The sequence below is a fragment of the Curtobacterium sp. TXMA1 genome (assembly GCF_020162095.1).
Taxonomy (GTDB): domain Bacteria; phylum Actinomycetota; class Actinomycetes; order Actinomycetales; family Microbacteriaceae; genus Curtobacterium.
The window spans coordinates 2,366,614-2,390,467 of record NZ_CP083910.1 but is presented as its reverse complement, the minus strand read 5'-3'; the positions used below and the strand labels follow the sequence as shown (position 1 = coordinate 2,390,467).

The following is a 23,854-nucleotide window of genomic DNA, read 5'->3' as shown; positions in this document are numbered from 1 at the left end:
ACGATCGTCGAGCACCCCCGGAGTCCCGTTGAGAGGACATCAGTGTTCACCGGCATCATCGAGGAACTCGGCACCGTCACCGCCGTCGAGCAGCACGGCGACTCCGTCGCGCTCACCGTCCGCGGCCCGAAGGTGCTCGCCGACGCCCGCCACGGCGACTCCATCGCCACGAGCGGCGTCTGCCTGACCGTCGTCGAGCAGACCGACGAGACCTTCACCGCCTTCGTCATGAAGCAGACGCTCGACATGAGCGCCCACGGCGCGCTCGCCGTGGGGGACCGGCTCAACCTGGAGCGCGCGGCCTCGGTCGGCGACCGCCTCGGCGGACACATCGTCCAGGGCCACGTCGACGGCACGGCCACCGTGCTCGAGACCGCCGACGGCGACGGGTGGCGGCGCGTCCGGTTCTCGCTGGCACCCGACCTCAGCCCGCTCGTCGTGGACAAGGGCTCGGTCGCCATCGACGGCGTCTCGCTCACGGTCAGTGCCGTGTCCGACGAGGACACCCCGCCGTCCGACGCGTGGTTCGAAGTCAGCCTGATCCCGGAGACGCTCGAGGCCACCACGCTCGGCGCCCGCGTCCCCGGCGACCGGGTGAACATCGAGACCGACGTCCTGGCGCGCCACGTCCGCCGGATGCTCCGGCTCGACGCCGCCACCGCGCCCGTCCTGGAGGCACGGTGACCGCCGTCGACGCCGCCCGCCGCGCGCACACGGGCGGCGTCGGGTCGACGGGTGCAGCCGGGCAGGCGGACCACGGGGAAGACACGGTCGGCACCGGCGCTCCGGCGCGGCCCGCGCTGTCGAGCATCCCGGACGCCGTCGCGGCGATCGCCGCGGGTCGCCCGGTGATCGTGGCCGACGACGAGCACCGCGAGAACGAGGGCGACGTGATCCTCGCCGCCGAGCTCGCCACCCCGGAGTGGATCGCGTGGACGGTCGCGCACTCGTCGGGGTTCATCTGCGCCCCGGTCAGCGCCGAGATCGCCGATGCGCTCGACCTCCCGCCGATGGTCGCGCACAACGAGGACGTCCGCGGCACCGCCTACACCGTTACGGTCGACGCCGCCGTCGGTGTCACGACCGGCATCAGCGCGCACGACCGCGCACGCACGCTCCGGGTGCTCGCCGATCCGACCTCGGTGCGCGACGACCTGCACCGCCCGGGACACGTCGTCCCGCTGCGGGCCCGGCCCGGCGGCGTCCGCGAACGCGCCGGGCACACCGAAGCCGCGATCGAACTGGTCACCGCAGCCGGGCTCCGGCCCGCCGCAGCGATCTGCGAGATCGTCGGCGAGGACGGCGAGATGATGCGTCTGCCGGGCCTCGTCGGACTCGGGGCGCGCGAGGGCGTGCCCGTCATCACCATCGCCGCACTCGTCGAGTGGCTCGACGCGGCAGACCGGGCGGCGGCTGGGTCCGCGCCCCAGGAGGGAACGACACGATGAGCGGAGCAGGAGCCGCCGAGCGCGACCACGTCGACGGATCGGGGATCCGGGTGGCGATCGTGACCGGGCAGTGGCACGAGACCATCGCGGGGGTCTCCTCGCCGGGGCCCAGCGCGAGGTGCAGCGCCTCGGCGCCACCGCGCAGGTCGTGCCGGTGCCGGGGAGCTTCGAGCTGCCGGTCGTGGCCAAGGCAGCGCTCGAGGGCGGGTTCGACGCGGTCGTCGCCCTCGGGGTGATCATCCGCGGTGGGACCCCGCACTTCGAGTACGTGTCGAGCGCCGCGACGAACGGTCTGACGACGGTCGCGCTCGAGACCGGCAAGCCCGTCGGGTTCGGGGTGCTGACGCTGGACGACGAGCAGCAGGGCCTCGACCGTGCCGGTCTGCCAGGCTCGAAGGAGGACAAGGGCGCCGAGGCCGCGCACGCCGCGATCGCCACCGCCGTGTCGCTCCGGAGCCTGCGCCAGATGGCCTGACCCGCGCCGCACGGGTCCCGGACTCGCGCGCGTCGCACCACGAGAAGCGCCTCGCGCCACGGAACGCCGTGGCGCGGGGCGCTTCCGGTTGAGCGACGGCAGCAGGAACCACGGAGCGACGGCGCCAGCCACGACCGAGCGACGACGCCCGCACTGAACGACGGCCCACCGCGTGGACGACGACGGCCCCGCACCTCGGAGGTGCGGGGCCGTCGTGGTACGGCTGCGGTTACTTCTTGCCGAAGACGTGGATCGGCAGGAAGAACGAGAGCGACATGAGCAGGAGGCCGCCCATGAAGACGAACGCCTGGCCCGACTGCACCTGGAACGCGAACCCGAACAGGTACATCGACACCAGCAGCAGCAGGATCGAGAAGAAAGCGGCGATGACGCGGCCCACGGTGGTACCTCCGGTTCGAGCGGGTGGATCCCGACCAGTCTATCCCCAGGAAGGAGCGGACCGGTTCACGGACGGCCGGAAGACGCCGAGCTCAGGTCCCGGGGCGCGTCGCGATGAGCCGGTCGACGACCGCGAGCAGGGCGTCCATGTCGACGGTGCCGCGGTTCGGGCGGACGTCGGTCGCGATCGCGGCGCCGAGGGACGCCTGGTGGTAGAGCCCGTCACCGAGCAGCTTGACCGCCTGGGCCGTGGGGACGTCACCGAGGGCGTCGACCAGGGTCTCCAGCCACGCGTTCTCGGTCTCGTCGAGCGTGCGCCCCGCTTCCTCGTACCCGGCCTGCTGCAGCCGGCTGGCCGCGAGCAGGGCGAGGTCGAGTTCGCTCCCCACGTAGAGGCAGTTCCGCACGAAGTAGCGCGCTGCGCCGTCCTCGGCCTCGCGCATCCGGTCGACGTCGATGGCGGACAGGTCGGAGAGGCGCTCGCACAGCCCCTCGACCAGGGCGGCCTTCGACCCGAAGTGGTAGAGCAGACCGCCCTTCGACACACCGGCCCGCGCGGCGACGGCGTCGAGGGTCGCCGGACGCTCGCCCTCCTCGCACACGATGGCGACGAAGCTGTCCAGGACACGGTCTCGGGCACTTGCCATGCGGACGAGTCTAGGGAACCGTCCGGACCGTGACGACCGTGGTGTTCCGTGAACGTTCACGAACGGCTTGTCCCGCAGCATCCGCGCGGCTAGCGTCGCCGTGACCGTGAAGGTTCACGACACGAACAGGATCCGCATGTCAGCGCAGACCGCGACCCCCTCGACCACGCCCACCGGCGACCGCACCCCGGACGGCGGGGCCGCGCCCGGCTGGGCCGTCCTCGGCCCGGGCGGCATCGCCCGCCGGTTCCTCTCCCAGCTGCCCGCATCGACCGGCACCCTCGTGGCCGCCGGGAGCTCGTCGCCCGACCGGGCGCAGGCGTTCGCGGACGAGGCCGCCGAGTACGGCTTCGCCGACGTCCGCGCGGGGGAGTACGACGCCGTGCTCGCCGACGCCGCCGTCGACGCGGTGTACGTCTCGACCGTGCACACCGGTCACGCCGACCTGGTGCTCCGCGCCCTCGACGCAGGCAAGGCCGTGCTCTGCGAGAAGCCCCTCGCGCCGAACCACGGGACCGCGATGGCCCTGGTCGACGCCGCCCGCCAGGCTGGTCTGCCGCTGGTCGAGGCGTACATGTACCGCTTCCACCCGCAGACCGCGGCCCTGCTCGACCTCGTTCGCGAGGGCGTCGTCGGCCGGGTCACACACGTCGACGCGTCCTTCGCCTTCCGCAGCGGGGAGCGCACCGGTCGCCTGTTCGACGTGGCCACCGCCGGGGGCGGGATCCTCGACGTCGGCGGCTACCCGGTGACCATGGCCGCCGCGGTCGTGCAGGCCGCCACGGGCGTCGCCGTCGCCGAGCCGGTCGAGCTCAGCGCCACCGGCACCCTCGGCCCGACCGGCGTCGACGAGTGGACGGTCGCGCACCTGACGTACCGCGACGGCACCACCGCGAGCGTCCGCACCGGGGTCCGCGTGCAGGACGAGAACGCCGTCACCGTGCACGGCACCCGCGGGCGCATCGTGCTGACCGACCCGTGGACGCTCTCGGCCGACCCGACCATCACGGTGCACACCGTCGACGAGGACCCCCGCACGCTGTCCTTCGCCGGCGCCGAGCCCTACGCCCTCGAGGCGGACGCGACCGCCGCGGCGCTGGCGTCGGGCGCGGTCGAGGCGGCGCAGATGACCCTCGACGAGACCCTCGCGACCGCCCGGACGCTCGACCGCTGGCGCGCCGCGATCGGCCTGCGCTACCCGTTCGAGGCCGAGACCGCCGACGTGCCGACGGTCGGCGGGCGACCCCTGCGCGTCCGCGACGACGCCCCGATGCGCTACGGCGAGGTCCCGGGTGTCGGCAAGCGCATGTCCCGTCTGGTGATGGGCGTCGACAACCAGCCCGACCTCGCGCACGCGAGCGCGATCTTCGACATGTTCGTCGAGCAGGGCGGCAACGTCTTCGACACCGGGTACATCTACGGCGGCGGGGTGCTCGAGGGGCGGCTCGGCAGGTGGATCCAGAACCGCGGCATCCGCGACGACGTGGTCGTCATCACGAAGGGCGCCCACACCCCGTACTGCGACCCGGAGTCGCTCACCCGGCAGCTCCTCGAGAGCCTCGACCGGCAGGGCACCGACCACGCGGACATCTACATGATGCACCGGGACAACCCGGCCGTCCCCGTCGGGGAGTTCGTCGACGTCCTCGACGAGCACCGCCGTGCCGGCCGGATCCGCGTGTTCGGCGGGTCGAACTGGACCCCGGCGCGCTTCGACGAGGCGAACGCCTACGCCGCGGCGAACGGCAGGCACGGCTTCGAGGTGCTCAGCAACCACTTCGGCCTGGCCGAGGCCTACGACGTGCCGTGGGACGGCTGCGAGCACGCGACCGACCCGGCGTCGAAGCGCTGGCTCGAGGAGCGCCAGGTCCCGCTGCTGCCCTGGTCGTCGCAGGCCCGGGGCTTCTTCACCGGCCGTGCCGCCCCGGGTGACACGAGCGACGCCGAACTGGTGCGCTGCTACTACTCCGACGACAACTTCGAGCGCCTCCGCCGCGCGCGGGAGCTCGGCGAGCAGTACGGCGTCCCGGCGACCGCGATCGCCCTGGCGTACGTGCTGCACCAGCCCTTCCCGACGTTCCCGCTGTTCGGCCCGCGCACGATCGCCGAGGCACGGTCCTCGATGACGGGGCTGTCCGTCGAGCTCAGCCCGGAGCAGGTGGCGTGGCTGGACCTGCGCGCCTGAGCCGCACCGTCGGGCCGACCCCGGCGCGCGCCACGATCCACGACGTCGCCGCCGCCGCCGGGGTCTCCCGGCAGACGGTGACCCGGGCGATGAACGGCCTGTACGGCATCAGTCCGGCGACGAAGGAGCGCGTGCTCGCAGCGGCTGCCGCGCTCGACTACCGTCCGTCGCGTTTCGGCCGCGGGCTCGTCACGGGCGGGGACCGGCAGCTCGGACTCGTCGTCGACGACCTGCGGAACCCGTACTCGCCGGAGCTCGCTGCCGCGGTGCTCCGGCTCGCGGCCGCACGCGGGTGGGACGTCATGCTCGCCGATGCCGGGCTCGCCGGTGACTCGGACCGCGCGGTGCGGGCGCTCGGGGTGCAGACGGACGTGGTGATCGGGTACCTCGGTGCCCGGGCGCCCGAACTCGTCGAGCACCTGGGGTCCGCGCCCGTGGTGGAGCTCGACCCCGCGGGCGAGGTGCTCCGCGGAGCCGTCCGGATCGACCCGACCCGAGCGGTCGAGGACCTCGCCGACCACCTCGTGGAGACGGGCGTCCGGCACCCGGTGATCGTCGACGCGTCCGACACCGGGCGGCCGAGCGGTCGCGGCCGGCTCATGCTCGACGCCCTCCGACGCCGCGGGTACCTGCCGGAGGTCGCGATCGCGGACGCCCCGACCTCGGAGCTCGGCGCCGCGATGACGACCAGGGCGCTCGAGCGATTCCGTCGCGTCGACGCGGTGCTCGCCTTCAACGACCTCATGGCGCTCGGGGTCCTGGGGGCCTGTCGACGCGCCGGGATCGACGTCCCGGGGGACGTCCGCGTGGTCGGCGTCGACGGCCTCGCGCTCGGCACGCTCGTCGCCCCCACCCTCACGACCCTCGCGGTCGACCTCGACGCCGTCGCGCGCGAGGCCCTCGACGTCGCCACCGGCATGCTCGTCGGCGACCTGCCGCGGTCCGGCGCGGCCGTGCAGCGCACGGTCCGCCACCGGCTGCTGGTGCGCGAGTCCGCCTGAGCGGCCACGGTCCGCCCAGGGGACCGACGACGGACGGGAGGCCCGTGGCGACGCCGCCACGGGCCTCCCGTCCGTCGGTTGGTTGCACTTGCAACCACAACCGTCCGGACGGTACACTCATGGAGTCCTGACGGGGCGCGTGACCACTTCCGCGTCCCGTCTCGTCTGCCCCACCGAAAGTGTCCGCCGTCGACCTGGTCCGGCTCGTTCCCCAGGGAGTCACCGTGTCCACTCTGCTCACCAGCCCCGTCGCCACCGCCGTCACCGGCAGTCGCGCCCGCCGGTTCGCGGCGCTCGCCGTGCTGATGCTGCCGGTGCTGCTCATCTCCGTCGACAACACCGTGCTGAGCTTCGCGCTGCCGACCATCGCGCGCGCCCTCGACCCGAGCGCGACGACCCAGCTCTGGATCGTCGACGCCTACCCGCTCGTGCTCGCCGGCCTGCTCGTCGTGATGGGGAGCATCGGCGACCGCATCGGACGACGGCGCATCCTCGTCGTCGGCGCGACCGGCTTCGCGCTGCTGTCCGTCGCCGCGGCCTTCGCGACCGAGGCCTGGATGCTCGTCGCGGCCCGCGCGGTGATGGGCGTCTTCGGGGCGATGCTCATGCCCGCCACGCTCTCGATCATCCGCAACGTCTTCGTCGACGCGGGGGAGCGCCGGGTCGCCCTCGCCGTCTGGTCGACGATGTTCGCGGCGGGCAACGCGCTCGGCCCGCTCGTCGGCGGCACGCTGCTCGCCCACTTCCACTGGGGCGCGGTGTTCCTCGTCGCGGTGCCGATCCTCGTGCTCATGCTCGTCGGGGTGCCCTTCCTCGTCCCCGAGTCCCGCGACCCGCAGCCGGGCCCGGTCGACGTCCCGAGCATGCTGCTGTCGCTCGGCACCCTCGCCCCGACCGCGTGGGCGATCAAGTCGGTCGTGCACCCCGAGGAGCGCGGCTTCGCGATCGCGGCACTCGCGGTCGGCGTGCTCTGCGGCATCGCGTTCGTCCGTCGACAGCTGCGGTCCCGCACGCCGATGCTCGACCTCCGGCTCTTCCGGAGCACCGCGTTCACGGGCAGCGTGCTCATGAACATGGCGGCGATGTTCTCGCTCACCGGGTTCCTGTTCTTCATCGCGCAGCACCTGCAGCTCGTCGCCGGGCTCGACCCCTTCACCTCCGGGCTCGTGCTCGTGCCCGGGTCGGTGCTCACCATCGTCGCCGGGCTCGTCGTCGTACCGATCGTCGCCCGGGTCGCCCCGCGGTGGGTCGTCGCCGTCTCCCTGACGTTCTCGGCGGCCGCATACGCGATGGTCTCGGTCCTCGGGCACCACGCGTCGATCGTCGCCCTGGCGGTCGCGTTCGTGCTGCTCGGCATCGGCATCGGCGCCTCGGAGACCGTCACGAACGACCTCATCATCTCCACGGCTCCCGCGGACAAGGCCGGCGCGGCGTCGGCGGTGTCCGAGACCGCGTACGAGATCGGCGCCGTGCTCGGGACGGCGGTGCTCGGGACGATCCTGGCGACGGCGTACCGGTCGCACGTGGTGGTGCCGGACGCCCTCGCCGGCTCGGCGCGGACGGCAGCGCAGGAGACCCTCGGCGGCGCGGTGTCCGCCGCCGCCGACCTCGGCGGCACGGCCGGGCAGGCGCTGCTCGAGAGCGCCCGCGCCGCGTTCGACTCCGGCGTGACGATCACCGGCGCGGTGGCGGCGGTGCTCATGCTCGTCGCCGCGGCGGCCTCCGTCGTGATGCTGAAGCGCGACTGAGGCCGTCCGTCCGGCGCGCCCGGGATCGGACGAACCTGGGAATCGCTGACGTGGACCCTGGTCGAGGTCCTACGGTGGGAGGTGGCCGCGCAGCCGCGGCCGATCCCACCCGGAGGAACACCACGACTGCCATGCCCGACGACACCCCGGCCACCATCGCCGACGCGTACAAGGCCGCGTTCCGCGGACACCCCGCCGGTGTCGCGGTCATCACCGCCGAGGGGCCCGACGGCCCCACGGGACTGACCGCCTCGAGCGTCGCGAGCGTCGCCGTCGACCCGCCCGTGCTCGTCTTCTCGCTCTCGACCAAGTCCGGCTCCGCCGGGGTCGTGCTCGGCGCCGACGTCTTCGTGGTGCACCTGGTCGACTCGCTCAGCGTCGGTCTCGCCAAGCGGTTCGCCGCGACCGGCAGCCCCGCGGCGGACGACCCGATGTGGGGGACGCTGCCGACCGGCGAGCGCTACCTGCCCGCCGCCGCGACCGCGCTGCGCTGCCGCCCGCGGTCGACGACGGAGATCGGCTCGTCGACCGTCGTCGTGGCCGAGGTGCTCGACATCGCGACCGGGACCGACCGCGGGGAGCCGCTGGTCTACCACAACCGGGAATTCCACTCCCTCTCCGACCGTTCCCGGCTCTCGTGAGCCGCGGAGCACCGTTCCGCCAACCACCGATCGAAAGGACCTCAGATGGCTGAGTACACCCTGCCGGAGCTGCCGTACGACTACGCAGCGCTCGAGCCGCACATCAGCGGCAAGATCATGCAGCTGCACCACGACAAGCACCACCAGACCTACGTCACGGGTGCGAACACCGCGCTCGAGCAGCTCGCCGAGGCCCGCGAGTCGGGCAACCTGGCGAACGTCAACAAGCTCGAGAAGGACCTGGCGTTCAACCTCGGCGGCCACGTCAACCACTCGATCTTCTGGACCAACCTCGGCCCGGACACGAAGGTCCCCGAGGGCGAGCTCGCCGCGGCGATCGACGAGTTCTTCGGCTCGTTCGAGAAGTTCCAGGCCCAGTTCACCGCCGTCGCCACGGGCATCCAGGGCTCCGGCTGGTCGGTGCTCGCGTGGGACCAGGTCGGCCAGAAGCTCACCACGTTCCAGCTCTTCGACCAGCAGGCCAACGTGCCGCTGGGCGTCGTGCCGATCTTCATGCTCGACATGTGGGAGCACGCGTTCTACCTCGACTACCTCAACGTCAAGGCGGACTACGTCAAGGCCGTGTGGAACATCGTCGACTGGGAGAACGTCGCGGCTCGCTTCGCGAACGCCAAGTCGCAGTCGTTCGTCACCCTGTGACGCGGCTGCCGGTCACGTGGTGACCGGCTGACGGACGGGAGGCGCGGTGCCGGCTGGCACCGCGCCTCCCGTCCGTCGTCGTGCAGGTCCGTCGTCGTGCAGGTCCGTCGTCGTGCCGGTCGGTCGTCGCGCGGAGCCGTCGTCCTGCCGATCCGGTGTGCGCTCGTCGGCCGTCAGGCAGCAGCGAGGCGCACCGACGCCGCGAGGTCCTGCGCGATCGCGCGCAGCGCGCCGTCGACGTCCGAGCGGTCCGGGTCGACGAGGGCGCTCCACTGGGCACCGCGGGCCGCGGCCACCGCGGCCTGTGCGGTCCGGTCGGCATCCGCCTCGCACCGACCGTGCGCCCGGCACCACGCCGAGAGCTCCTCGACCCGGCGACGGTGCAGTCGCAGCTGGCGGTCGCGGCCGTCGAGCCCCTCGACGCAGCCGAGTTCGAAGGTCAGACGGACGGCGAGGAGCCGCTCCGGGGTGTCGAGCCCACCGAACACGGCGAGCAGGTGCTCGGTGAGCGCGCACGGGTCGGCGGCGGGGTCGAGTGAGCGGTCCTGCGCGGTGGAGAGGTGGTCGACGACGGCGTCGATCAGCGCCTCGCGTGAGCCGAAGTGGTACACGATCGGGTACGCACTCGTCCCGAGCACGCGGCCGATGCTCCGGACCGAGGCGTCCTCGAGCTTCGTGTCCTGCAGGTGCCGGGCGACCTTCGCGACGATCGCGGGCTTCAGGGTCGGGTCGGGTCTCCTGGGCATGGCGTCTCCGGCGAGGTCGAGTGATCGGTCGGCGACCGTGCGGACACGATCACCTGAAATGTTAGCGGATCACCCGTCCGCTCGTCCCGGTCAGTGCTCGGCGTGCTCCGGCGTCACCGTCAGGGTCTGCACCCGACCCGCCGCGAGCGGGGCGAGCCGGATCTCGACCCGCAGGCGTCCGGCGCTGCCGGGGATCCACCAGCGGAGGTGCGACGGCACCGAGGATCGCTCGTCCACCGGGTCGGCGGCGAGGTCGGCACCGACGGCCTGTGCTCCCTCGACCGACGCGCGGCGCCGGGCGATCCACGGTCGGTCGAGGGGGACGTTCGGCGTGCAGACGGCCGCACCGAGGTCTGCGGCGGTGTCGTCGTCGACCGCCGGGTCCGCCCAGGCCCGGAGCAGCGTGGTGACGGCCTGCCGCGCGGTGCGCGTGGCCTCCGCGGTCCGGCGGACGCCCGGCGCCGAGTCCGACACGCGCGCCGCGGGTGCTCCCGTCGCGCTCGTCGCCGTCGCACGGGTGTCGAGTGCCTCGGTGAGCAGCAGGTCGAGCGCCCGTTCCGCCGGCACCGACACCTTCGCCTGCGTGGCGTTCTCGAACGCGACCACGCCGAGGCCGTGCTCCGCCGACCATCGCACGTGCGCTGAGAAGCCCGGGTAGCCGCCGGAGTGCGACACGATCTCGCCCGCGCGGTCGTCCTGCTCCACGAACAACCCGAAGCCGTACGCCGTCGGTCGGGTCGCCGTGGGCACCACCGAGGGCGGGACGATCCGCATCGCCTGCTGCATCCCGCGCCGGTCGGCGGGGGAGACCGGTCCGTCCTCGGGAGCGGTGGTCGATGCCGACGCGAGGAACCGTGCCCAGCGCGCCAGGTCCCGCACCGTCGAGAAGAGCCCGCCGATCGGCGAGAAGGTGCCGGGACCGGTCATCGGCTGCGGCGTCCACGACCCGTCGTCGTCGCGCTGACCGGTGACGACGTAGCCGCGCGCCTCGGCGGCGCTGAACACGGTGTCCGTGAGCCCGAGCGGCCGCAGCACCCGCTCCGTCACCGCTTCGGTGTACGGCACGCCGGCGCCGCGGGCGACCGCACGGCCGAGCAGCGCGTAGCCGGTGTTCGAGTAGGCGAAGCGCGTGCCGGGAACGGAGTCGAACAGCAGTCCCGCGCGGAGCACCGCGTCGAACGTGTCGTCGTCGATCGACTCCTGCCGGTCCGCCCACGGGTCGTCGGTCGGCAGCCCGCCGGACATCGTCAGGAGCATGCGGAGCGTGGGCACCGGCGCGTCGGCCGACGGCAGGACGACCTCGGCGAACGCCGGCACGGCCGTGGTGATCGGGTCGTCGAGGGCCAACCGCCCCTCGGCGACCAGGGTGAGCAGCGTCGCGGCGGTCACGCTCTTCGTGCACGAGGCGATCCGGTAGACCGTGTCGGCGTCCGGTGCGCGCCCGTCGCCGCGGTCGCCGTGTCCGCCGGTCGCGACCAGACCGTGCAGGTCGAAGACGCCCCACACGCTGCTCGGGGCCACCCCGTCGGCGACCCGCGCGGCGAAGAGGGCGTCGACCTCGGCGAGGACCTCGGTCGAGGGCGTCATGCGCGACGCATCCGGTCGTACGCGTCCAGCGCGCGTTGCCGCGAGGCCTTGAGGTCGACCATCGGCTCCGGACGGTCCTCGTCGGCGGGCACCCAGCGCCGCACGTACTCCTTGTGCGGGTCGAAGCGTTCCATCTGCCGGTCGGGGTTGAACACGCGGAAGTACGGCGCGGCGTCGAAGCCCGAGCCCGCCACCCACTGCCAGTTGCCCGCGTTGTTCGCCGGGTCCGCGTCGACCAGGGTGTCCCAGAACCACTGCTCGCCGATGCGCCAGTCGACGAGGAGGTTCTTCACGAGGAAGCTCGCCGCGGCCAGGCGGACACGGTTGTGCATCGCCCCGGAGTGCCAGAGCTCCCGCATGCCGGCGTCGACCAGGTCGAAGCCGGTGCGCCCGTGCCGCCAGCGGTCGAGCTCGTCGTCGTCCACGTCGCGCCACGGGAAGGCGTCGAACTCGCGACGCACGTTCACGGTCGCGATGTCGTCGCAGTGGAAGTACTCGTTCCAGTTGAACTCCCGCCACGCGAGCTGGCGGAGGAACGCCGGGGCCTGGCGGCGCTGCTCGGGTTCGAGCTCGCCGTGCAGGCGGTGCCACACCTGGTACGGGCTGACCTCGCCCCACCGCAGGTGCGGGGACAGGTCGCTGGTGGCAGCCATCGCGGGCTCGTCACGCTGGTCGTAGTCCTCGAGCGGCCCGTGCACGAACTGCTCGAGCTTCCGGTGCGCGCCCGCCTCGCCGGGCTCCCACGCGTCGCGGAGCCCGCCCGCCCAGTCCGGCTCCGTCGGCAGCAGGGCCCAGTCGTCGAGGTCGTCGGACTCGACGTCCGCCGGGGCCGGCAGGTCCCGCGGCTTCGGCAGCGGGTGCCGCGGTTCGGGCATCGCCTGGGCTGCGCGCCAGAACGGGGTGAAGACCTTGAAGGGCTCGCCCTGCCCGGTGAGGACCGTCCACGGTTCCCAGAGCAGGTTCGCCGCGAAGCTGTGGGCGTCCTTCCCGTCGTCGGTCAGGGCGCTCTTGATGCCCGCGTCGAGGTCGCGTTCGACCTTGCCGTACCGCCGGTTCCAGTAGACGGCGTCGGCGCCGGTCTGTGCGACGAGCTCGGGGATCACCCGCGCGGCACCGCCACGGCGCAGGACGAGCCGTGACTGGCGGTCGCGGAGCTCGGCGTCGAGGGCGGCGAGCGAGTGGTGCAGCCACCAACGGCTGGCGGCCCCCACCGGACGGATGCCCGGCGACTCCTCGTCGAGCACGACGACGACGGTCACCGGGCCGCCGTGGTCGATCGCCGCGCGCAGGGCGGGGTTGTCCGCGAGGCGCAGGTCCTCGCGCAACCAGACGAGCGCGCCGCTCACGCCGACACCGCCTCGGGTGCGCGGGGACGACGGACGCCGGCACCCGCGCCCGCTGCGTCGCGCAGCTTCGTGCAGAGCGCCGTCAGGGTCCGGAGCTCGTCGTCGTCGAGGCCGGCGCCGACCTGGTCGGCGATGGTCTGCGCGTGCTGCACCGCGACCGAGCGGTAGACGTCGAAGCCGTGCGCCGTGAGTGCGACGATCACGCCCCGGGCGTCGCTCGGGTCCGGCTGCTTCTCGACGATGCCCCGGGATGTCAGACGGTCCACCAGGCGACTCACGCTCGGCTGCGTCAGGAGCAGGTGTCCGGTCAGGTCGCGCATGCGCGCCCGACGTCCGGGCTGCGTCGACAGGTTGAAGCAGACGTCGTACTCGTTGAAGGAGATCTCACCGCCCGGGAAGTCGGCGTTGAGTGCGCGCATCACGGTCACCTGCGCCCGGAACAGGGCCTCCCAGGCTGCGACAGCGGTCGCCTTGTCGCTGCGGCGTGCGTCGTCCACGGTCGTCGTCCCTCCGGTCGTACGGTCAATCCACACTACCGACGGCGTGCGACGCCGGCCCCGGCTCGGGGGACGTGCGACGGTCCCGGACGTGACGAGGGCCGGTCGCCTTCTGAGCGACCGGCCCTCTCCCTTGCACCAAGAGTGTCCTGCAATCACATTCCGCAGACGGTGCCACAGCAAACACTGCCTGCACGACCGACTGTATAACGAGGCGGTAACGGTGCGCCAGCGTGTGGGACCTTCGTTCGCTGCGAGTTCACCGAACGTCGCCGGAGCGGATCAGAAGAGGTCGGGGGACGGCGTCGACGCGTAGCGCACCGCGACGTCGGCGTGCCGGTCGAATCGGTAGCCGACTCCGCGCACGGTCCGCACGATCTCCTCGAACGCCCCGAGCTTCGAGCGCAGCCGCCGCACGTGCACGTCGATGGTGCGCTCGTTCGGGGTCTCGTCCTCGTCGTCGGACCACAGGCCGTCGATGATCGCGGCGCGGTCGACCGTCTGGCCCTCGCGCAGCACGAGGAACTGCAGGAGCTCGAACTCCTTGTAGGTCAGCGGAGCTGCCTCGCCGTCGAGCGTCACGCGCTTCCGGGAGATGTCGATGACGACCCCGGTCTCCTCGGGCTCGGGCTTGTCGGCCTGCTTGCGGGCGGCGACGGCCGAGCGGTCCTGCAGCGCGAGACGGACCACGTCGACGTCACGCCCGCCGGAGCCCTCGGCGGCGACGGCGACGGCTGCGTAGGTCTCCGCCGACGGCACGAGCTGGGCGGTGAGGGCCTTCAGCTGCTCGACCACGGCCGCGAGGGTCGTACCGGCGGCCGCGGCAGCTGCCTCGTCGATGCCGACGTAGAGTGCGAAGCCCCGCGCCTCGGTGCCCTCGGGGAGCGCGCGGTTGCGCTGCGGAGCGACCACGGGGCTGGTCGGGATCCCGCTCGGCACCGGCGGGACGACGGCCTGCTGACGCGGGCGGATCGGCGTGACCGTCCCGAGGTCGGTCGGCACCGAGGATGCGGGGCGGACGGCGGTGCGGGGCTGGGCGATGGTGAGCGACATGGTGGATCTCCGGGCGGTGGCTGCGGTGCGGTGCACCGTGGCGGTGTCGAATGCGTCGGTCCGGGTACGGCGGATCGCCGTGTCGCCCAGCGGTCCTGCGGTGGATCGGGGCCTCCCGGGAGGTACGGGCGTCCAGCGGGTCGACGATTGCGCTGTCGGAGCGTCGTCGCGGTGCTGTCGCCCGGGGATCACACGCGCGCGACCGGGGTGGTGTCGCGGGGGATCCGGCTGGAACGGGTGCCGATCAGGCACACATTCGACAACGCATGACCGCCGTCGCCGGCATCATCGAGCCGGCGTGCTCCAGGGCCTCGGAGAGGACTCGGGAGGACACGGTTGCAGTCATGGGTCGAGTATCGGCGGTATACCAAGGCGCTGTCAACCGTCCGCGCGGACGGTGACGGGAGCGGACAAGCGGCGCTCCGGCGGGACCGACCGTCGGACGGGAGGCGCGCTGCGGCTCCGGCGCGCGCCTCCCGTCCGCCGCCGTCCGGCTCAGTGCGGTGCGCGAGACGGTCGCATGCGAGCGGGACGCCGGCGTGCGCAGGGGCGCCCCGCGCGAGACGCCGGCGTGCGTGCCGGACGCCGCCGCTCGCGCGAGACGCCGCCGGGAGCGGCGGCGTCTCGACCGCGTCACGGCGTCTCTCGGCGACGCCGGTGTCTCTCGGCGACGCCGCGGACGCGGGACGCCCCCGCCGACCGGTGCGCCACGAGGGGCGGAGCCGTGTCGACGGGGGCGTCGGGGAGGGTGCTACTCGGCCAGGCCGTACAGGCGGTCGCCGGCGTCGCCGAGGCCCGGGACGATGTAGCCGTTCTCGTCGAGCTTCTCGTCGAGCGCACCGAGGACGATGCTCACGTTGCGGTCGCCGACGGCCTGCTCGACGGCGGCCAGGCCCTCGGGCGCACCCAGGATGCAGACGCACGTGACCTCTTCGGCGCCGCGGTCGAACAGGAAGTCGATCGCGGCGGCGAGCGTGCCACCGGTCGCCAACATCGGGTCGAGCACGAAGCACTGCCGACCGGACAGGTCGTCGGGCAGACGCTCGGCGTAGGTCTGCGGCTCGAGCGTGTCCTCGTTCCGGGCCATGCCGAGGAAGCCGACCTCGGCGGTGGGGACGAGCTTCACCATGCCCTCGAGCATGCCGAGCCCGGCGCGCAGGATCGGTACGACGAGCGGGCGGGGCTTCGCGATGGCGACGCCCATCGTGTGTGCGACGGGGGTGTCGATCGGCGTCGCCGTGACCCGGACGTTGCGCGTCGCCTCGTACGCGAGGAGCGTGACGAGCTCCTCGGTCAGGGCGCGGAACGTCGGGGAGGGTGTGGTCCGGTCGCGGAGCACCGAGAGCTTGTGGGTGATGAGCGGGTGGTCGGCGACGTGGACTCGCATGGTGTCGAGCGTACCGTGCCGATGGGGCAGGATCGACGCGTGGAGCACCCAGCCGGACGACCGTTCACCGCGGCGATGGACCTCGCGCTCGTCGAGGCGCGTGCCTGCCTGGACACGGGGGACGTCCCGGTCGGTGCCGTCGTGCTCGACGCCGCGGGCGAGGTCGTCGCGGTCGGTCGGAACGAGCGCGAGGCGCGGCAGGACCCGACCGCCCACGCCGAGGTGCTCGCGCTCCGCGCCGCGGCCGAGGTGACCGGGGACTGGCACCTCGCCGAGCACACCCTCGTCGTCACGCTCGAGCCGTGCCCGATGTGCGCCGGTGCCGCCCTGGCCGCCCGCGTGCCCCGGATCGTGTTCGGGGCGTGGGACCCGAAGGCCGGAGCGAGCGGCAGCGTCTACGACATCGCGCGGGACCGGCGCCTGCCGCACCGCGCCGAGGTCGTCGCCGGCGTCCGCGAGCAGGCCTGTGCGGACCTGCTCGACGCGTTCTTCCGCGAGCGCCGCTGACGGGCGAACGGCGCTGCCGTTCGGACGGCGCTGACGGACGGACGGCGTCGACGGCACGGCCTTGCCTCAGTCGGCCGCCCGGATCACGATCGCCTCGGTCGGCGGACGGGGCCCCGTCCGGAGCACGTCGGGCTCGACGTAGATCACGCGTGCGGCCGGGACGGCGTCGCGGATCCGCTGCTCGACCGTGTCGATGCCGGCTGCCACGTCGCCGAGGCGTCGGTCGCCGTCGACCGCGACCTTCATGCCCACCATGAGCTCGTCCGGCCCGAGGTACAGCGTCTTGAGGTGCACGATCGACTCGACCTCTGGGCCGTCGAGCGCGGCCGCCTTGATCCGCTCCACGTCGGCGGCACTCGCACCCTCGCCGACGAGCAGGCTCTTCGTCTCGACGCCGAGCACGATCGCGACGGCGATGAGCAGCAGGGCGATGAGGATCGTTCCGATCGCGTCGAACACGCCGTTGCCGGTGAGCACGGTGAGCCCGACGCCGAGCAGCGCGAACACGAGGCCGGTCAGCGCCGCGGTGTCCTCGAGCATCACGACGGGGAGCTCGGGTGCCTTGGCCCGGCGGACGAACTGCACCCACGACTGCGAGCCCTTGTGCGGGCGGGCCTCGCGCAGGGCGGTCCGGAGCGAGAAGCCCTCGAGGCCGATCGCGATGACGAGCACGGCGACGGGGAGCCACCAGTTCGTGATCGGGTGCGGGTCGGCGAGCTTCTCGATGCCCTCGTACAGCGAGAACACGCCGCCGATGGTGAACAGGACGATCGAGACGACGAAGGCGTACACGTACCGCTCGCGGCCGTGGCCGAACGGGTGCTCCTGGTCGGCGGCCCTCCGCGCGCGCCGTCCGCCGAGCAGGAGCAGGAGCTGGTTCGCCGAGTCGGCGAGGGAGTGCACGCCCTCCGCGAGCATCGCAGCCGATCCACTGATCGCGGCCGCGACGAACTTCACGATCGCGATGCCGACGTTCGCGGCCAGTGCGGCGAGGATCGCCCTCGTGCCTCCCGAAGCGCTCACGGTGTCCCTTCTCCCTGCGGTGCACCGGGCCGGCCCCCGCGGACGGCCCCCTGACGGACCGATCCTAGGCGCGGGTGCTGGGTAGGGTCGGGTCCATGACGATCGCACTGCCCCGCACCGCCATGCTCGGCGTCGGCTCCATGTCCGGCAGCGTCCTCGAGGGCCTGCTCGCCGCGGGACTCGACCCGACGACCGTGACCCTGACGACGCGGTCCGAGCGGTCCGCGGCCGCGTGGCGCGAGCGTGGCCTCGACGCGGTGGCGACGGAGACCGACCCGGACGCGAACCGCCAGGCCGTCCGCGGCGCCGGGCTCGTCGTGCTCGGCGTGAAGCCGTACCTGGTCGGCGAGGTCCTCGACGAGGTCGCCGCGTCCCTGCATCCCGGTGCGGTCGTCGTGAGCGTCGCGGTCGGCACCACGCTCGCCTCGATGGAGGCCCGGGTCCCCGCCGGGGTCCGCGTCGTCCGGGCGCTGCCGAACACCCCGATCGGCGTCGGTCACGGGGTCACCGGTGTGAGCGCGGGGACCACGGCGGACGCCGACGCGGTCGCCCTCGCGTCGAGCGTCTTCACCGCGTCCGGCCAGGTGATCGAGGTGCCGGAGTCGCAGCTCGACGCCCTGTCCGCCGTCTCCGGATCGGGTCCCGCCTACGTCTTCCTGCTCGTCGAGCAGTGGCAGCAGGCTGCCGAGGCGCTCGGCTTCACGCCCGAGCAGGCCGCGACGATGGTGCAGGGGACGATCCGGGGCGCCGTCGAGCTGCTCGCCGCGTCCGGACGCGAGCCGGCGGACCTGCGCCGCGCGGTCACCAGCCCGAAGGGCACCACCGAGCGCGCCGTCGCCGTCCTGCAGGAGGCCGACCTGGCCGGCACCTTCACGCGGGCGTCGCGGGCCGCGATCGCGCGGGCCGAGGAGATCGCCGCGTCCTGACGGCGGGTGCCGCACCGGACCGTCCGACGTGACCGGGAACGGACGGGAGGTCCGTGGCCGTGTCCGCCACGGGCCTCCCGTCCGCCGTCGCGCCGCTACTCGAGCGCGGCGAAGCGCTCCAGGTCCGTCTCGGTCCCCGAGACGATGATCACGTCGTCCTCGCCGATGATGCTGTCCGGCGTGGCCGGCACGAACGCCCTGCCCGGCGACTTGATGCCGAGGACGGTCAGCCCGTGCCGGGTGCGGATCACCGTCGTGGCGAGGTCCTTCCCACGGACCGCACGCGGCGGGAACATCTTCACGACGGCGAAGTCGTCGTCGAACTCGATGAAGTCGAGCATCCGACCGGAGACGAGGTGCGCCGTGCGCTCGCCGGCCTCGCGCTCCGGGTAGACGACGTGGTTGGCGCCGATGCGGGACAGGATCGTGCCGTGCGAGCGGCTGACGGCCTTCGCCCAGATCTGCGGGATCCCGAGGTCGACCAGGTTCGACGTGATGAGCACGCTCGACTCGAGGTGCGAGCCGACGGCGACCACCGCGATCGCGAAGTCCTGGGCGCCGATCTGCCGGAGGGCGTCGATGTCGGTCGCGTCGGCCTGCACGGCGTGCGTGACGCGGTCCGACCACTTCTGCACGAGCGCAGCGTCGGTGTCGACGACGAGCACCTCGCGGTGCTGCCGCTCGAGCTGCCCGGCGGTGGCGGCACCGAAGCGCCCGAGGCCGAGGACGAGCACGGGCGCGTCGTGGCTCACGGCACCGGTGACGGGGTGGGGTGCACGGCGCTCGGCGCGTGCGACGCGGCGGTCAGCCAACGATCGGCCTCTCCTCGGGACGGCGGAACAGCTGCCGGCTCTGGCTGGCGGCCAGCGCGGCGGCGATGGTCACTGTACCGACCCGACCCAGGAACATCGTGGCGGCGAGCACGTACTTGCCGGCTTCGGGGAGCTCGGCGGAGATGCCGGAGCTCAGACCGCACGTGGCGAAGGCGGAGATCACCTCGAAGAGCACCCGGTCGAGCGAGTCGCCGGTGATCTGCAGCAGGACGACCGTCATCACGGCGACGATGGTGGCGCCCCAGAGCACGACCGCGACCGCGACGCGCAGCACATCGCTCGGGATGCGTCGACCGAACGCCTCCATGCTCCGACGGCCGCGGGCCTCGGCGACGGCGGCGAGGAACAGCACGGCGAGCGTCGTCACCTTGATGCCACCGGCCGTCGAGGCGGAGCCGCCGCCGATGAACATGAGCATGTCGGTGACGAGCAGGCTCGCGCCGTGCATATGCTGGACGTCGATCGTGGCGAAGCCGCCGGACCGCGTCATCGTCGAGAAGAAGAGCGCCTGGAACGCGGTGTGTCCCGCTCCCGCGTCGCCGAGCGTGCGGGGGTTCGACGCCTCGAGCGCGGTGTAGACGACGGCGCCGACCAGGAGCAGGACCGCGCTCGTGGTGAGGGTGAGCTTGACGTGGATCGGCCACCGGCGGGGCGTCCGGAACTGCTTGGTCACCGCACGGATGACCGGGAAGCCGATCGACCCGGCGACGACCGCGACCATGAGCATGGAGAGGAACCAGTAGTCGTTCGCGAACGGGGCGAGCCCGTCGGCGTTCGGCGAGAAGCCGGTGTTCGTGAACGCCATGGCCGAGTAGTAGAACGCGTCACCGACGGCCGTCCAGAACGGGTACCCCGCGGCGAGGACCGACGGCAGGATGAGCACGCCGATGGCGACCTCGATCGTCAGGGTGCTGACGGCGACCGTGAGCAGCAGCGTGCCGACCTCGCCGAGCCGCACGGCCTGTCCCTCGGGCACCGCACCGGAGTGCGTGCGGAGGGGGTTCGAGTCGCCCGCGGCGATGAGCTTCGCGCGCAGACCGAGCCGCCGTGTGACCACGAGTCCGAGGATCGAGGCGAAGGTGAGCACGCCGACCGCACCGATCTGGGTGCCGACGACGATCAGGACCTTGCCGAACACCGACCAGTGCGTCGCCATGTCGACGGTGGCGAGGCCGGTGACACAGACCACCGACGCGGCTGTGAACAGGGCGTCCGCGAAGTGCGTGGGGGTGCGGTCCGCCGCCGCCCACGGGGTCGTGAAGAGCGTCGTGAAGATGAGGATCAGCGCGACGAAGACGAGGATCGCGAGTCGCGACGGCGACGCCCGGAGGACGTCGAGCACGCTGTTCCACCGCCGACGGACGTCACTCACCGGCGCGTGCCGGTCGAGCGGCTCGGTGCGGTCGAGCATCGGGCGCCTCCGGGGCCGTCGAGCAGGTCAGCGGACATGGTACATGCGCGGTCGTCCGACTAGCCTTGCCCCATGGCCGACATCTTCACCGTCGTGGCGGACCCCACCCGGCGCGAGCTGCTCGGCGCACTGCTGACGGCCTACGGGGCGGACGCCACCGGGGGTGAGCTGAGCGTCGGCCAGCTCGTCGAGAAGATCGGGGTGAGCCAGCCCACCGTGTCGAAGCACCTCCGGGTCCTGCGCGACCACGGTCTGGTGTCGAGCAGGGAGGAAGGGCAGCACCGCTTCTACCGGCTCGATCCGGAACCCCTCGTGCGGCTCGAGGAGTGGGTGGTCCCCTTCACCGGCGCGGTCGACGCGGACGGCACGCCGGCGACGACGGCGTGGACGCTGGACGGGCAGCCGGTCTCGGTGCGTCGCTCCGGCACGGCCGGACGGTCGACCGTCGAGGTCGGGACCGAGCTCGGTCGCGTGATGGCCGAGGCGTCGCACCGCGCGACGGCCGCGTTCACCGGCGCGCAGCAGGGCTGGGAGCGGGTCGTCGATCGCGGTCGGAAGCGCTTCACGCGCCGCGGCGAGGACGACTGAGCGCTCGGTCCGGCGGCCGGGTCGGGTCCGGTCGAGTGGCCGCATCGGCTTCGGTCGAGCGTCCGCGTCGGGTCCGGCGAGTGGCCACGTCGGGCCCGGTCGAGCGGCCGCTCGGAGTCTCCTGGACACGCGGTCCCACGCGCCCCTACACTCACCCTTGACCACACAGGTCACACCGACCCCGCGTGAACCGCGGGTACCCGAAGGCGGACCATGACCGGCAGTTTCGACGACGTGCGCTTCCTCACCGTCGCTGAGGTGGCCGAGATGATGCGCGTCTCGAAGATGACCGTGTACCGCATGGTGCACGCGGGGGAGCTCCCCGCGATCCGGTTCGGCCGGTCCTTCCGCGTCCCGGAGTCGGCCGTCGCCGAGCTCCTGCGCGGCGGCATCGCCGACGTCGGCTGAGGTCGCCCCGGCCCGCGCTCGTTCGACAGGACCGCTGCGCTCCGCTAGACTCGGCCGGGTTGATTTTCCGCGGTCTCTTCGGGCCCGGTGTCCACACATCAGCATCGTTCCGAGCGAGGTCCACTATGGGTTCTGTCATCAAGAAGCGTCGCAAGCGCATGGCGAAGAAGAAGCACCGCAAGCTCCTTCGCAAGACGCGTCACCAGCGTCGCAACAAGAAGTAAGTCCAGTACTTGCACCCGAAGCCCCGGTCCGCCGGGGCTTTCGTGTTCCCGGGCGCCGCATCCGCTCGGTCTATGGTGGGGGCATGCCCGCCGTGACGTTCCTGACGAAGCCCGGCTGCCACCTCTGCGACGACGCCCGTCCGGTCGTCGAACAGGTCGTGGCCGCCCATCCCGGTGCGACCCTCGAGGAGCGGTCGATCCTCGACGACGACACGCTGCGAGCGGAGTACGCCGAGGACATCCCCGTCGTGCTCGTCGACGGCCGGGTCCACAGCAACTGGCACGTCGACGCCGACCGGCTCCGACGTGCCCTCGAGAAGGCAGAGGCCCGCGCATGATCCACCACGTCGTCTCCTGGACCGTGCGCGAGGACCTCGACCGCGCCGCGACGATCGAGCGCATCCGCGGGCTCCTGACCGGACTCGTCGACACGATCGGTTCGATCCGGTCGCTGCAGGTGGTGGAGAACGTCGCGTACCCGGGGAAGAACCAGGACGTCGCCGTCGTGGCGACCTTCGACGACCTCGCCGGTCTCGACGAGTACCAGGTCCACCCGGACCACCAGGCGGCGGCCGCCGAGATCCGCGAGCTGGTCACGGGGCGGGCGGCCGTCGACTGGGAGAGCTGAGCCGAGCCTCCCGGCCCGCACGTGACGACGGCCACCCTCCTGTCGGAGGGTGGCCGTCGTCGTCGGCGGTGACTACGGGGTCAGGCGCGTCGGACCGCGGAACAGGTACGTGACCTCGCGGATGGACGGCTCGTGCAGTGCGAGCATGAGCACGCGGGCCAGGCCCATGCCGAAGCCGCCGTGCGGCGGGACGCCGTAGCGGAAGAAGTCGAGGTACCAGCCGAGCTCCTCCGGGTCGAGGCCCTTCTCGACGGCCTGCGCCTCGAGGACGTCGACGCGGTGCTCGCGCTGGGCGCCGGTCGAGATCTCGGCACCGTTGAACAGCAGGTCGTAGCTGTTCGTCAGCGTCGGGTCGTCGGCGTGACGCATGTGGTAGTACGGGCGGATCGAGGCGTCGTAGTCGGTGACGAACACGAACTCGGATCCGTGCGTCTCCTTCGCCCAGGCGCTCACGCGACGCTCGCCCTCCGGGTCCAGGTCACCGTCCGCGCGGACGACCTCGTAGCCGCTGTCGGCGACGATCTTCCGGGCCTCGGCCAGGGTGACGCGGGGGAACGGGGCGGTCGGCACGACGAACTCGAAGCCGAAGACCTCCTCGATCTCCTTGCCGTACTTGTCCTTCACGGCGGTGAAGCCCGCGACGAGGAGCTCCTCGTGCATGGCCATGACGTCGGCGTGGGACTCGACCCACGAGATCTCGGCGTCCACGCTCGTGAACTCCGTGGCGTGGCGGCTCGTGAACGACGGGTCGGCGCGGAAGGCGTCCGCGATCTCGAACACCGCGCCGAAGCCGGCGGGCTGTGCCATCTGCTTGAAGTTCTGCGGCGACTGCGCCAGGTAGGCGGTGGTCTCGAAGTACTCGAGCTGGAAGAGCTCGGCGCGCGACTCGGACGCCGACGCCATGAGCTTCGGGGTGTGGATCTCGATGTAGTCCCGCTCGACCCAGTACGTGCGGAACGCGTGCTCCAGCGTGGTCTGGATGCGGAAGATCAGGTTCTGCTTGCGGTTGCGCAGGTCGAGGAACCGCCAGTCGAGGCGCTTGTCGAGCGAGGAGTCGTCCGCGATCGGGGTCTCCGGGATCGCTGCGCTGACGACCTCGAGCGAGCCGACCTTGACCTCGAGCCCGCCGAGCTTCACGCGCTCGTCGTGCTTCAGGGTGCCGCGGACGTGCACGAAGGTGCCGTGCGCCAGGCCGGAGACCTCGTTCGTGATGGCGAGCCGGGCCTGGGCGTCGTCGTCGCCGTCCTCGGCCTCGCGCGTCGCCGGGTTCACCAGCTGCGCGGCGCCGGTCTCGTCGCGGAGGACGACGAACTGGACCTTCTTCTGGTCGCGGACGGTCTCCACCCAGCCGGCGACGGCAACGGGGCCGTCGGGGAGGGCGGCGAGGTCGGCGATGCGGGTGCGTTCGATCACGGTCGTCGAGTCTACGGCCTCCTCCACAGGTGGGCTCGCGGCGTGCGTTCTCCACAGTTCCGGCCGGGAGGCG

Annotated in this window: 25 protein-coding genes and 2 pseudogenes; 15 read left to right on the top strand and 12 right to left on the bottom strand. The window is 72.6% G+C overall.

The features are described 5' to 3' along the window. Positions 1 to 42: 42 nt before the first annotated feature. The 3 genes and pseudogenes from LCG91_RS11285 to ribH all read left to right on the top strand — a co-directional run bounded on the left by LCG91_RS11285 (position 43) and on the right by ribH (position 1,923). The gene (locus tag LCG91_RS11285; protein ID WP_224441410.1) at positions 43 to 684 is read left to right on the top strand and encodes a riboflavin synthase; all 642 of its coding nucleotides are present in this window, start codon (positions 43 to 45) and stop codon (positions 682 to 684) included. A gap of 116 nt (positions 685 to 800) precedes the next feature. Next, positions 801 to 1,424 (top strand): annotated as a pseudogene (gene ribB / locus LCG91_RS11280) (3,4-dihydroxy-2-butanone-4-phosphate synthase); the annotation flags it as partial. Between the two features lie 20 nt (positions 1,425 to 1,444). Then, positions 1,445 to 1,923: pseudogene (gene ribH / locus LCG91_RS11275) on the top strand (6,7-dimethyl-8-ribityllumazine synthase). A 229-nt stretch (positions 1,924 to 2,152) separates the two neighbouring features. On the opposite strand, the gene LCG91_RS11270 reads toward ribH, so the two are convergent. Together LCG91_RS11270 and LCG91_RS11265 are read right to left on the bottom strand one after the other, a co-directional pair. Continuing rightward, complete coding sequence (locus LCG91_RS11270; RefSeq protein WP_161968448.1) at positions 2,153 to 2,323, bottom strand: hypothetical protein; 171 nt, start codon at positions 2,321 to 2,323, stop codon at positions 2,153 to 2,155. A gap of 91 nt (positions 2,324 to 2,414) precedes the next feature. Continuing rightward, a complete protein-coding gene (locus LCG91_RS11265; protein ID WP_058729776.1) occupies positions 2,415 to 2,969 on the bottom strand; it encodes a TetR/AcrR family transcriptional regulator in 555 nt (184 codons plus the stop codon). A gap of 136 nt (positions 2,970 to 3,105) precedes the next feature. Between LCG91_RS11265 and LCG91_RS11260 the strand changes: the two genes are divergently transcribed. The 5 genes from LCG91_RS11260 (at position 3,106) to LCG91_RS11240 (ending at position 9,204) form a co-directional block, all read left to right on the top strand. After that, complete coding sequence (locus LCG91_RS11260) at positions 3,106 to 5,154, top strand: aldo/keto reductase (RefSeq protein WP_224441409.1); 2,049 nt, start codon at positions 3,106 to 3,108, stop codon at positions 5,152 to 5,154. Beyond that, the gene (locus LCG91_RS11255; RefSeq protein ID WP_224441408.1) at positions 5,133 to 6,155 is read left to right on the top strand and encodes a LacI family DNA-binding transcriptional regulator; all 1,023 of its coding nucleotides are present in this window, start codon (positions 5,133 to 5,135) and stop codon (positions 6,153 to 6,155) included. The genes LCG91_RS11260 and LCG91_RS11255 overlap by 22 nt, the downstream gene beginning before the upstream one ends. A 224-nt stretch (positions 6,156 to 6,379) precedes the next feature. Beyond that, positions 6,380 to 7,903, top strand: coding sequence for an MFS transporter (locus LCG91_RS11250; RefSeq protein ID WP_224441407.1), 1,524 nt, complete (start codon positions 6,380 to 6,382; stop codon positions 7,901 to 7,903). A 131-nt stretch (positions 7,904 to 8,034) separates the two neighbouring features. Beyond that, positions 8,035 to 8,544, top strand: a complete 510-nt coding sequence (locus LCG91_RS11245) for a flavin reductase family protein (RefSeq protein WP_058729777.1) — start codon at positions 8,035 to 8,037, stop codon at positions 8,542 to 8,544. A gap of 45 nt (positions 8,545 to 8,589) precedes the next feature. Further along, complete coding sequence (locus tag LCG91_RS11240; RefSeq protein WP_058725055.1) at positions 8,590 to 9,204, top strand: superoxide dismutase; 615 nt, start codon at positions 8,590 to 8,592, stop codon at positions 9,202 to 9,204. A 173-nt stretch (positions 9,205 to 9,377) separates the two neighbouring features. Here the strand turns inward: LCG91_RS11240 and LCG91_RS11235 are convergent, their stop codons facing one another. The 6 genes from LCG91_RS11235 to upp all read right to left on the bottom strand — a co-directional run bounded on the left by LCG91_RS11235 (position 9,378) and on the right by upp (position 15,820). Next, a complete protein-coding gene (locus LCG91_RS11235) occupies positions 9,378 to 9,950 on the bottom strand; it encodes a TetR/AcrR family transcriptional regulator (protein ID WP_224441406.1) in 573 nt (190 codons plus the stop codon). Positions 9,951 to 10,040: 90 nt separating this feature from the next. Then, positions 10,041 to 11,537, bottom strand: coding sequence for a serine hydrolase domain-containing protein (locus LCG91_RS11230; RefSeq protein WP_224441405.1), 1,497 nt, complete (start codon positions 11,535 to 11,537; stop codon positions 10,041 to 10,043). Beyond that, on the bottom strand, positions 11,534 to 12,883 hold the full coding sequence (locus LCG91_RS11225) for a cryptochrome/photolyase family protein (protein ID WP_224441404.1): 1,350 nt from the start codon (positions 12,881 to 12,883) through the stop codon (positions 11,534 to 11,536). Before LCG91_RS11225 ends, LCG91_RS11230 begins: the two co-directional genes overlap by 4 nt. Continuing rightward, on the bottom strand, positions 12,880 to 13,380 hold the full coding sequence (locus tag LCG91_RS11220) for a MarR family winged helix-turn-helix transcriptional regulator (protein ID WP_224441403.1): 501 nt from the start codon (positions 13,378 to 13,380) through the stop codon (positions 12,880 to 12,882). Before LCG91_RS11220 ends, LCG91_RS11225 begins: the two co-directional genes overlap by 4 nt. A 282-nt stretch (positions 13,381 to 13,662) precedes the next feature. Continuing rightward, positions 13,663 to 14,433: a winged helix-turn-helix domain-containing protein gene (locus LCG91_RS11215; RefSeq protein ID WP_224441402.1), complete on the bottom strand. Its 771-nt coding sequence runs from the start codon at positions 14,431 to 14,433 to the stop codon at positions 13,663 to 13,665. A gap of 751 nt (positions 14,434 to 15,184) precedes the next feature. After that, on the bottom strand, positions 15,185 to 15,820 hold the full coding sequence (gene upp / locus LCG91_RS11210; protein ID WP_058729799.1) for a uracil phosphoribosyltransferase: 636 nt from the start codon (positions 15,818 to 15,820) through the stop codon (positions 15,185 to 15,187). 75 nt (positions 15,821 to 15,895) lie between these two features. Between upp and LCG91_RS11205 the strand changes: the two genes are divergently transcribed. Next, the gene (locus LCG91_RS11205) at positions 15,896 to 16,327 is read left to right on the top strand and encodes a nucleoside deaminase (RefSeq protein ID WP_224443138.1); all 432 of its coding nucleotides are present in this window, start codon (positions 15,896 to 15,898) and stop codon (positions 16,325 to 16,327) included. A 66-nt stretch (positions 16,328 to 16,393) separates the two neighbouring features. On the opposite strand, the gene LCG91_RS11200 is transcribed toward LCG91_RS11205, so the two are convergent. Next, entirely contained in the window at positions 16,394 to 17,350 is a 957-nt protein-coding gene (locus LCG91_RS11200) for a cation diffusion facilitator family transporter (RefSeq protein ID WP_224441401.1), read from the bottom strand. 95 nt (positions 17,351 to 17,445) lie between these two features. Here LCG91_RS11200 and proC point away from each other — a divergent pair, with 95 nt between their 5' ends. Next, entirely contained in the window at positions 17,446 to 18,276 is an 831-nt protein-coding gene (gene proC / locus LCG91_RS11195; RefSeq protein WP_058750337.1) for a pyrroline-5-carboxylate reductase, read from the top strand. Positions 18,277 to 18,371: 95 nt separating this feature from the next. Here proC and LCG91_RS11190 read toward each other — a convergent pair whose 3' ends face one another. Together LCG91_RS11190 and LCG91_RS11185 are read right to left on the bottom strand one after the other, a co-directional pair. After that, entirely contained in the window at positions 18,372 to 19,028 is a 657-nt protein-coding gene (locus LCG91_RS11190; protein WP_202596823.1) for a potassium channel family protein, read from the bottom strand. Positions 19,029 to 19,080: 52 nt separating this feature from the next. After that, the gene (locus LCG91_RS11185) at positions 19,081 to 20,520 is read right to left on the bottom strand and encodes a TrkH family potassium uptake protein (RefSeq protein WP_224441400.1); all 1,440 of its coding nucleotides are present in this window, start codon (positions 20,518 to 20,520) and stop codon (positions 19,081 to 19,083) included. A 72-nt stretch (positions 20,521 to 20,592) separates the two neighbouring features. Between LCG91_RS11185 and LCG91_RS11180 the strand changes: the two genes are divergently transcribed. From LCG91_RS11180 to LCG91_RS11160, 5 genes are all read left to right on the top strand, one after another. After that, positions 20,593 to 21,108, top strand: a complete 516-nt coding sequence (locus LCG91_RS11180; protein WP_058729785.1) for an ArsR/SmtB family transcription factor — start codon at positions 20,593 to 20,595, stop codon at positions 21,106 to 21,108. A gap of 213 nt (positions 21,109 to 21,321) precedes the next feature. Continuing rightward, entirely contained in the window at positions 21,322 to 21,516 is a 195-nt protein-coding gene (locus tag LCG91_RS11175) for a helix-turn-helix domain-containing protein (protein ID WP_058729786.1), read from the top strand. A 125-nt stretch (positions 21,517 to 21,641) separates the two neighbouring features. Continuing rightward, positions 21,642 to 21,740: a 30S ribosomal protein bS22 gene (locus LCG91_RS11170; RefSeq protein ID WP_003792170.1), complete on the top strand. Its 99-nt coding sequence runs from the start codon at positions 21,642 to 21,644 to the stop codon at positions 21,738 to 21,740. A gap of 83 nt (positions 21,741 to 21,823) precedes the next feature. Beyond that, positions 21,824 to 22,078 (top strand): glutaredoxin family protein, encoded by a 255-nt coding sequence (locus LCG91_RS11165; RefSeq protein ID WP_058729787.1) that lies wholly within the window; start codon positions 21,824 to 21,826, stop codon positions 22,076 to 22,078. Beyond that, positions 22,075 to 22,368: a Dabb family protein gene (locus LCG91_RS11160; protein ID WP_058749596.1), complete on the top strand. Its 294-nt coding sequence runs from the start codon at positions 22,075 to 22,077 to the stop codon at positions 22,366 to 22,368. The genes LCG91_RS11165 and LCG91_RS11160 overlap by 4 nt, the downstream gene beginning before the upstream one ends. 72 nt (positions 22,369 to 22,440) lie before the next feature. On the opposite strand, the gene aspS is transcribed toward LCG91_RS11160, so the two are convergent. Then, complete coding sequence (aspS, locus tag LCG91_RS11155) at positions 22,441 to 23,781, bottom strand: aspartate--tRNA(Asn) ligase (RefSeq protein ID WP_224441399.1); 1,341 nt, start codon at positions 23,779 to 23,781, stop codon at positions 22,441 to 22,443. Positions 23,782 to 23,854 lie beyond the last annotated feature (73 nt).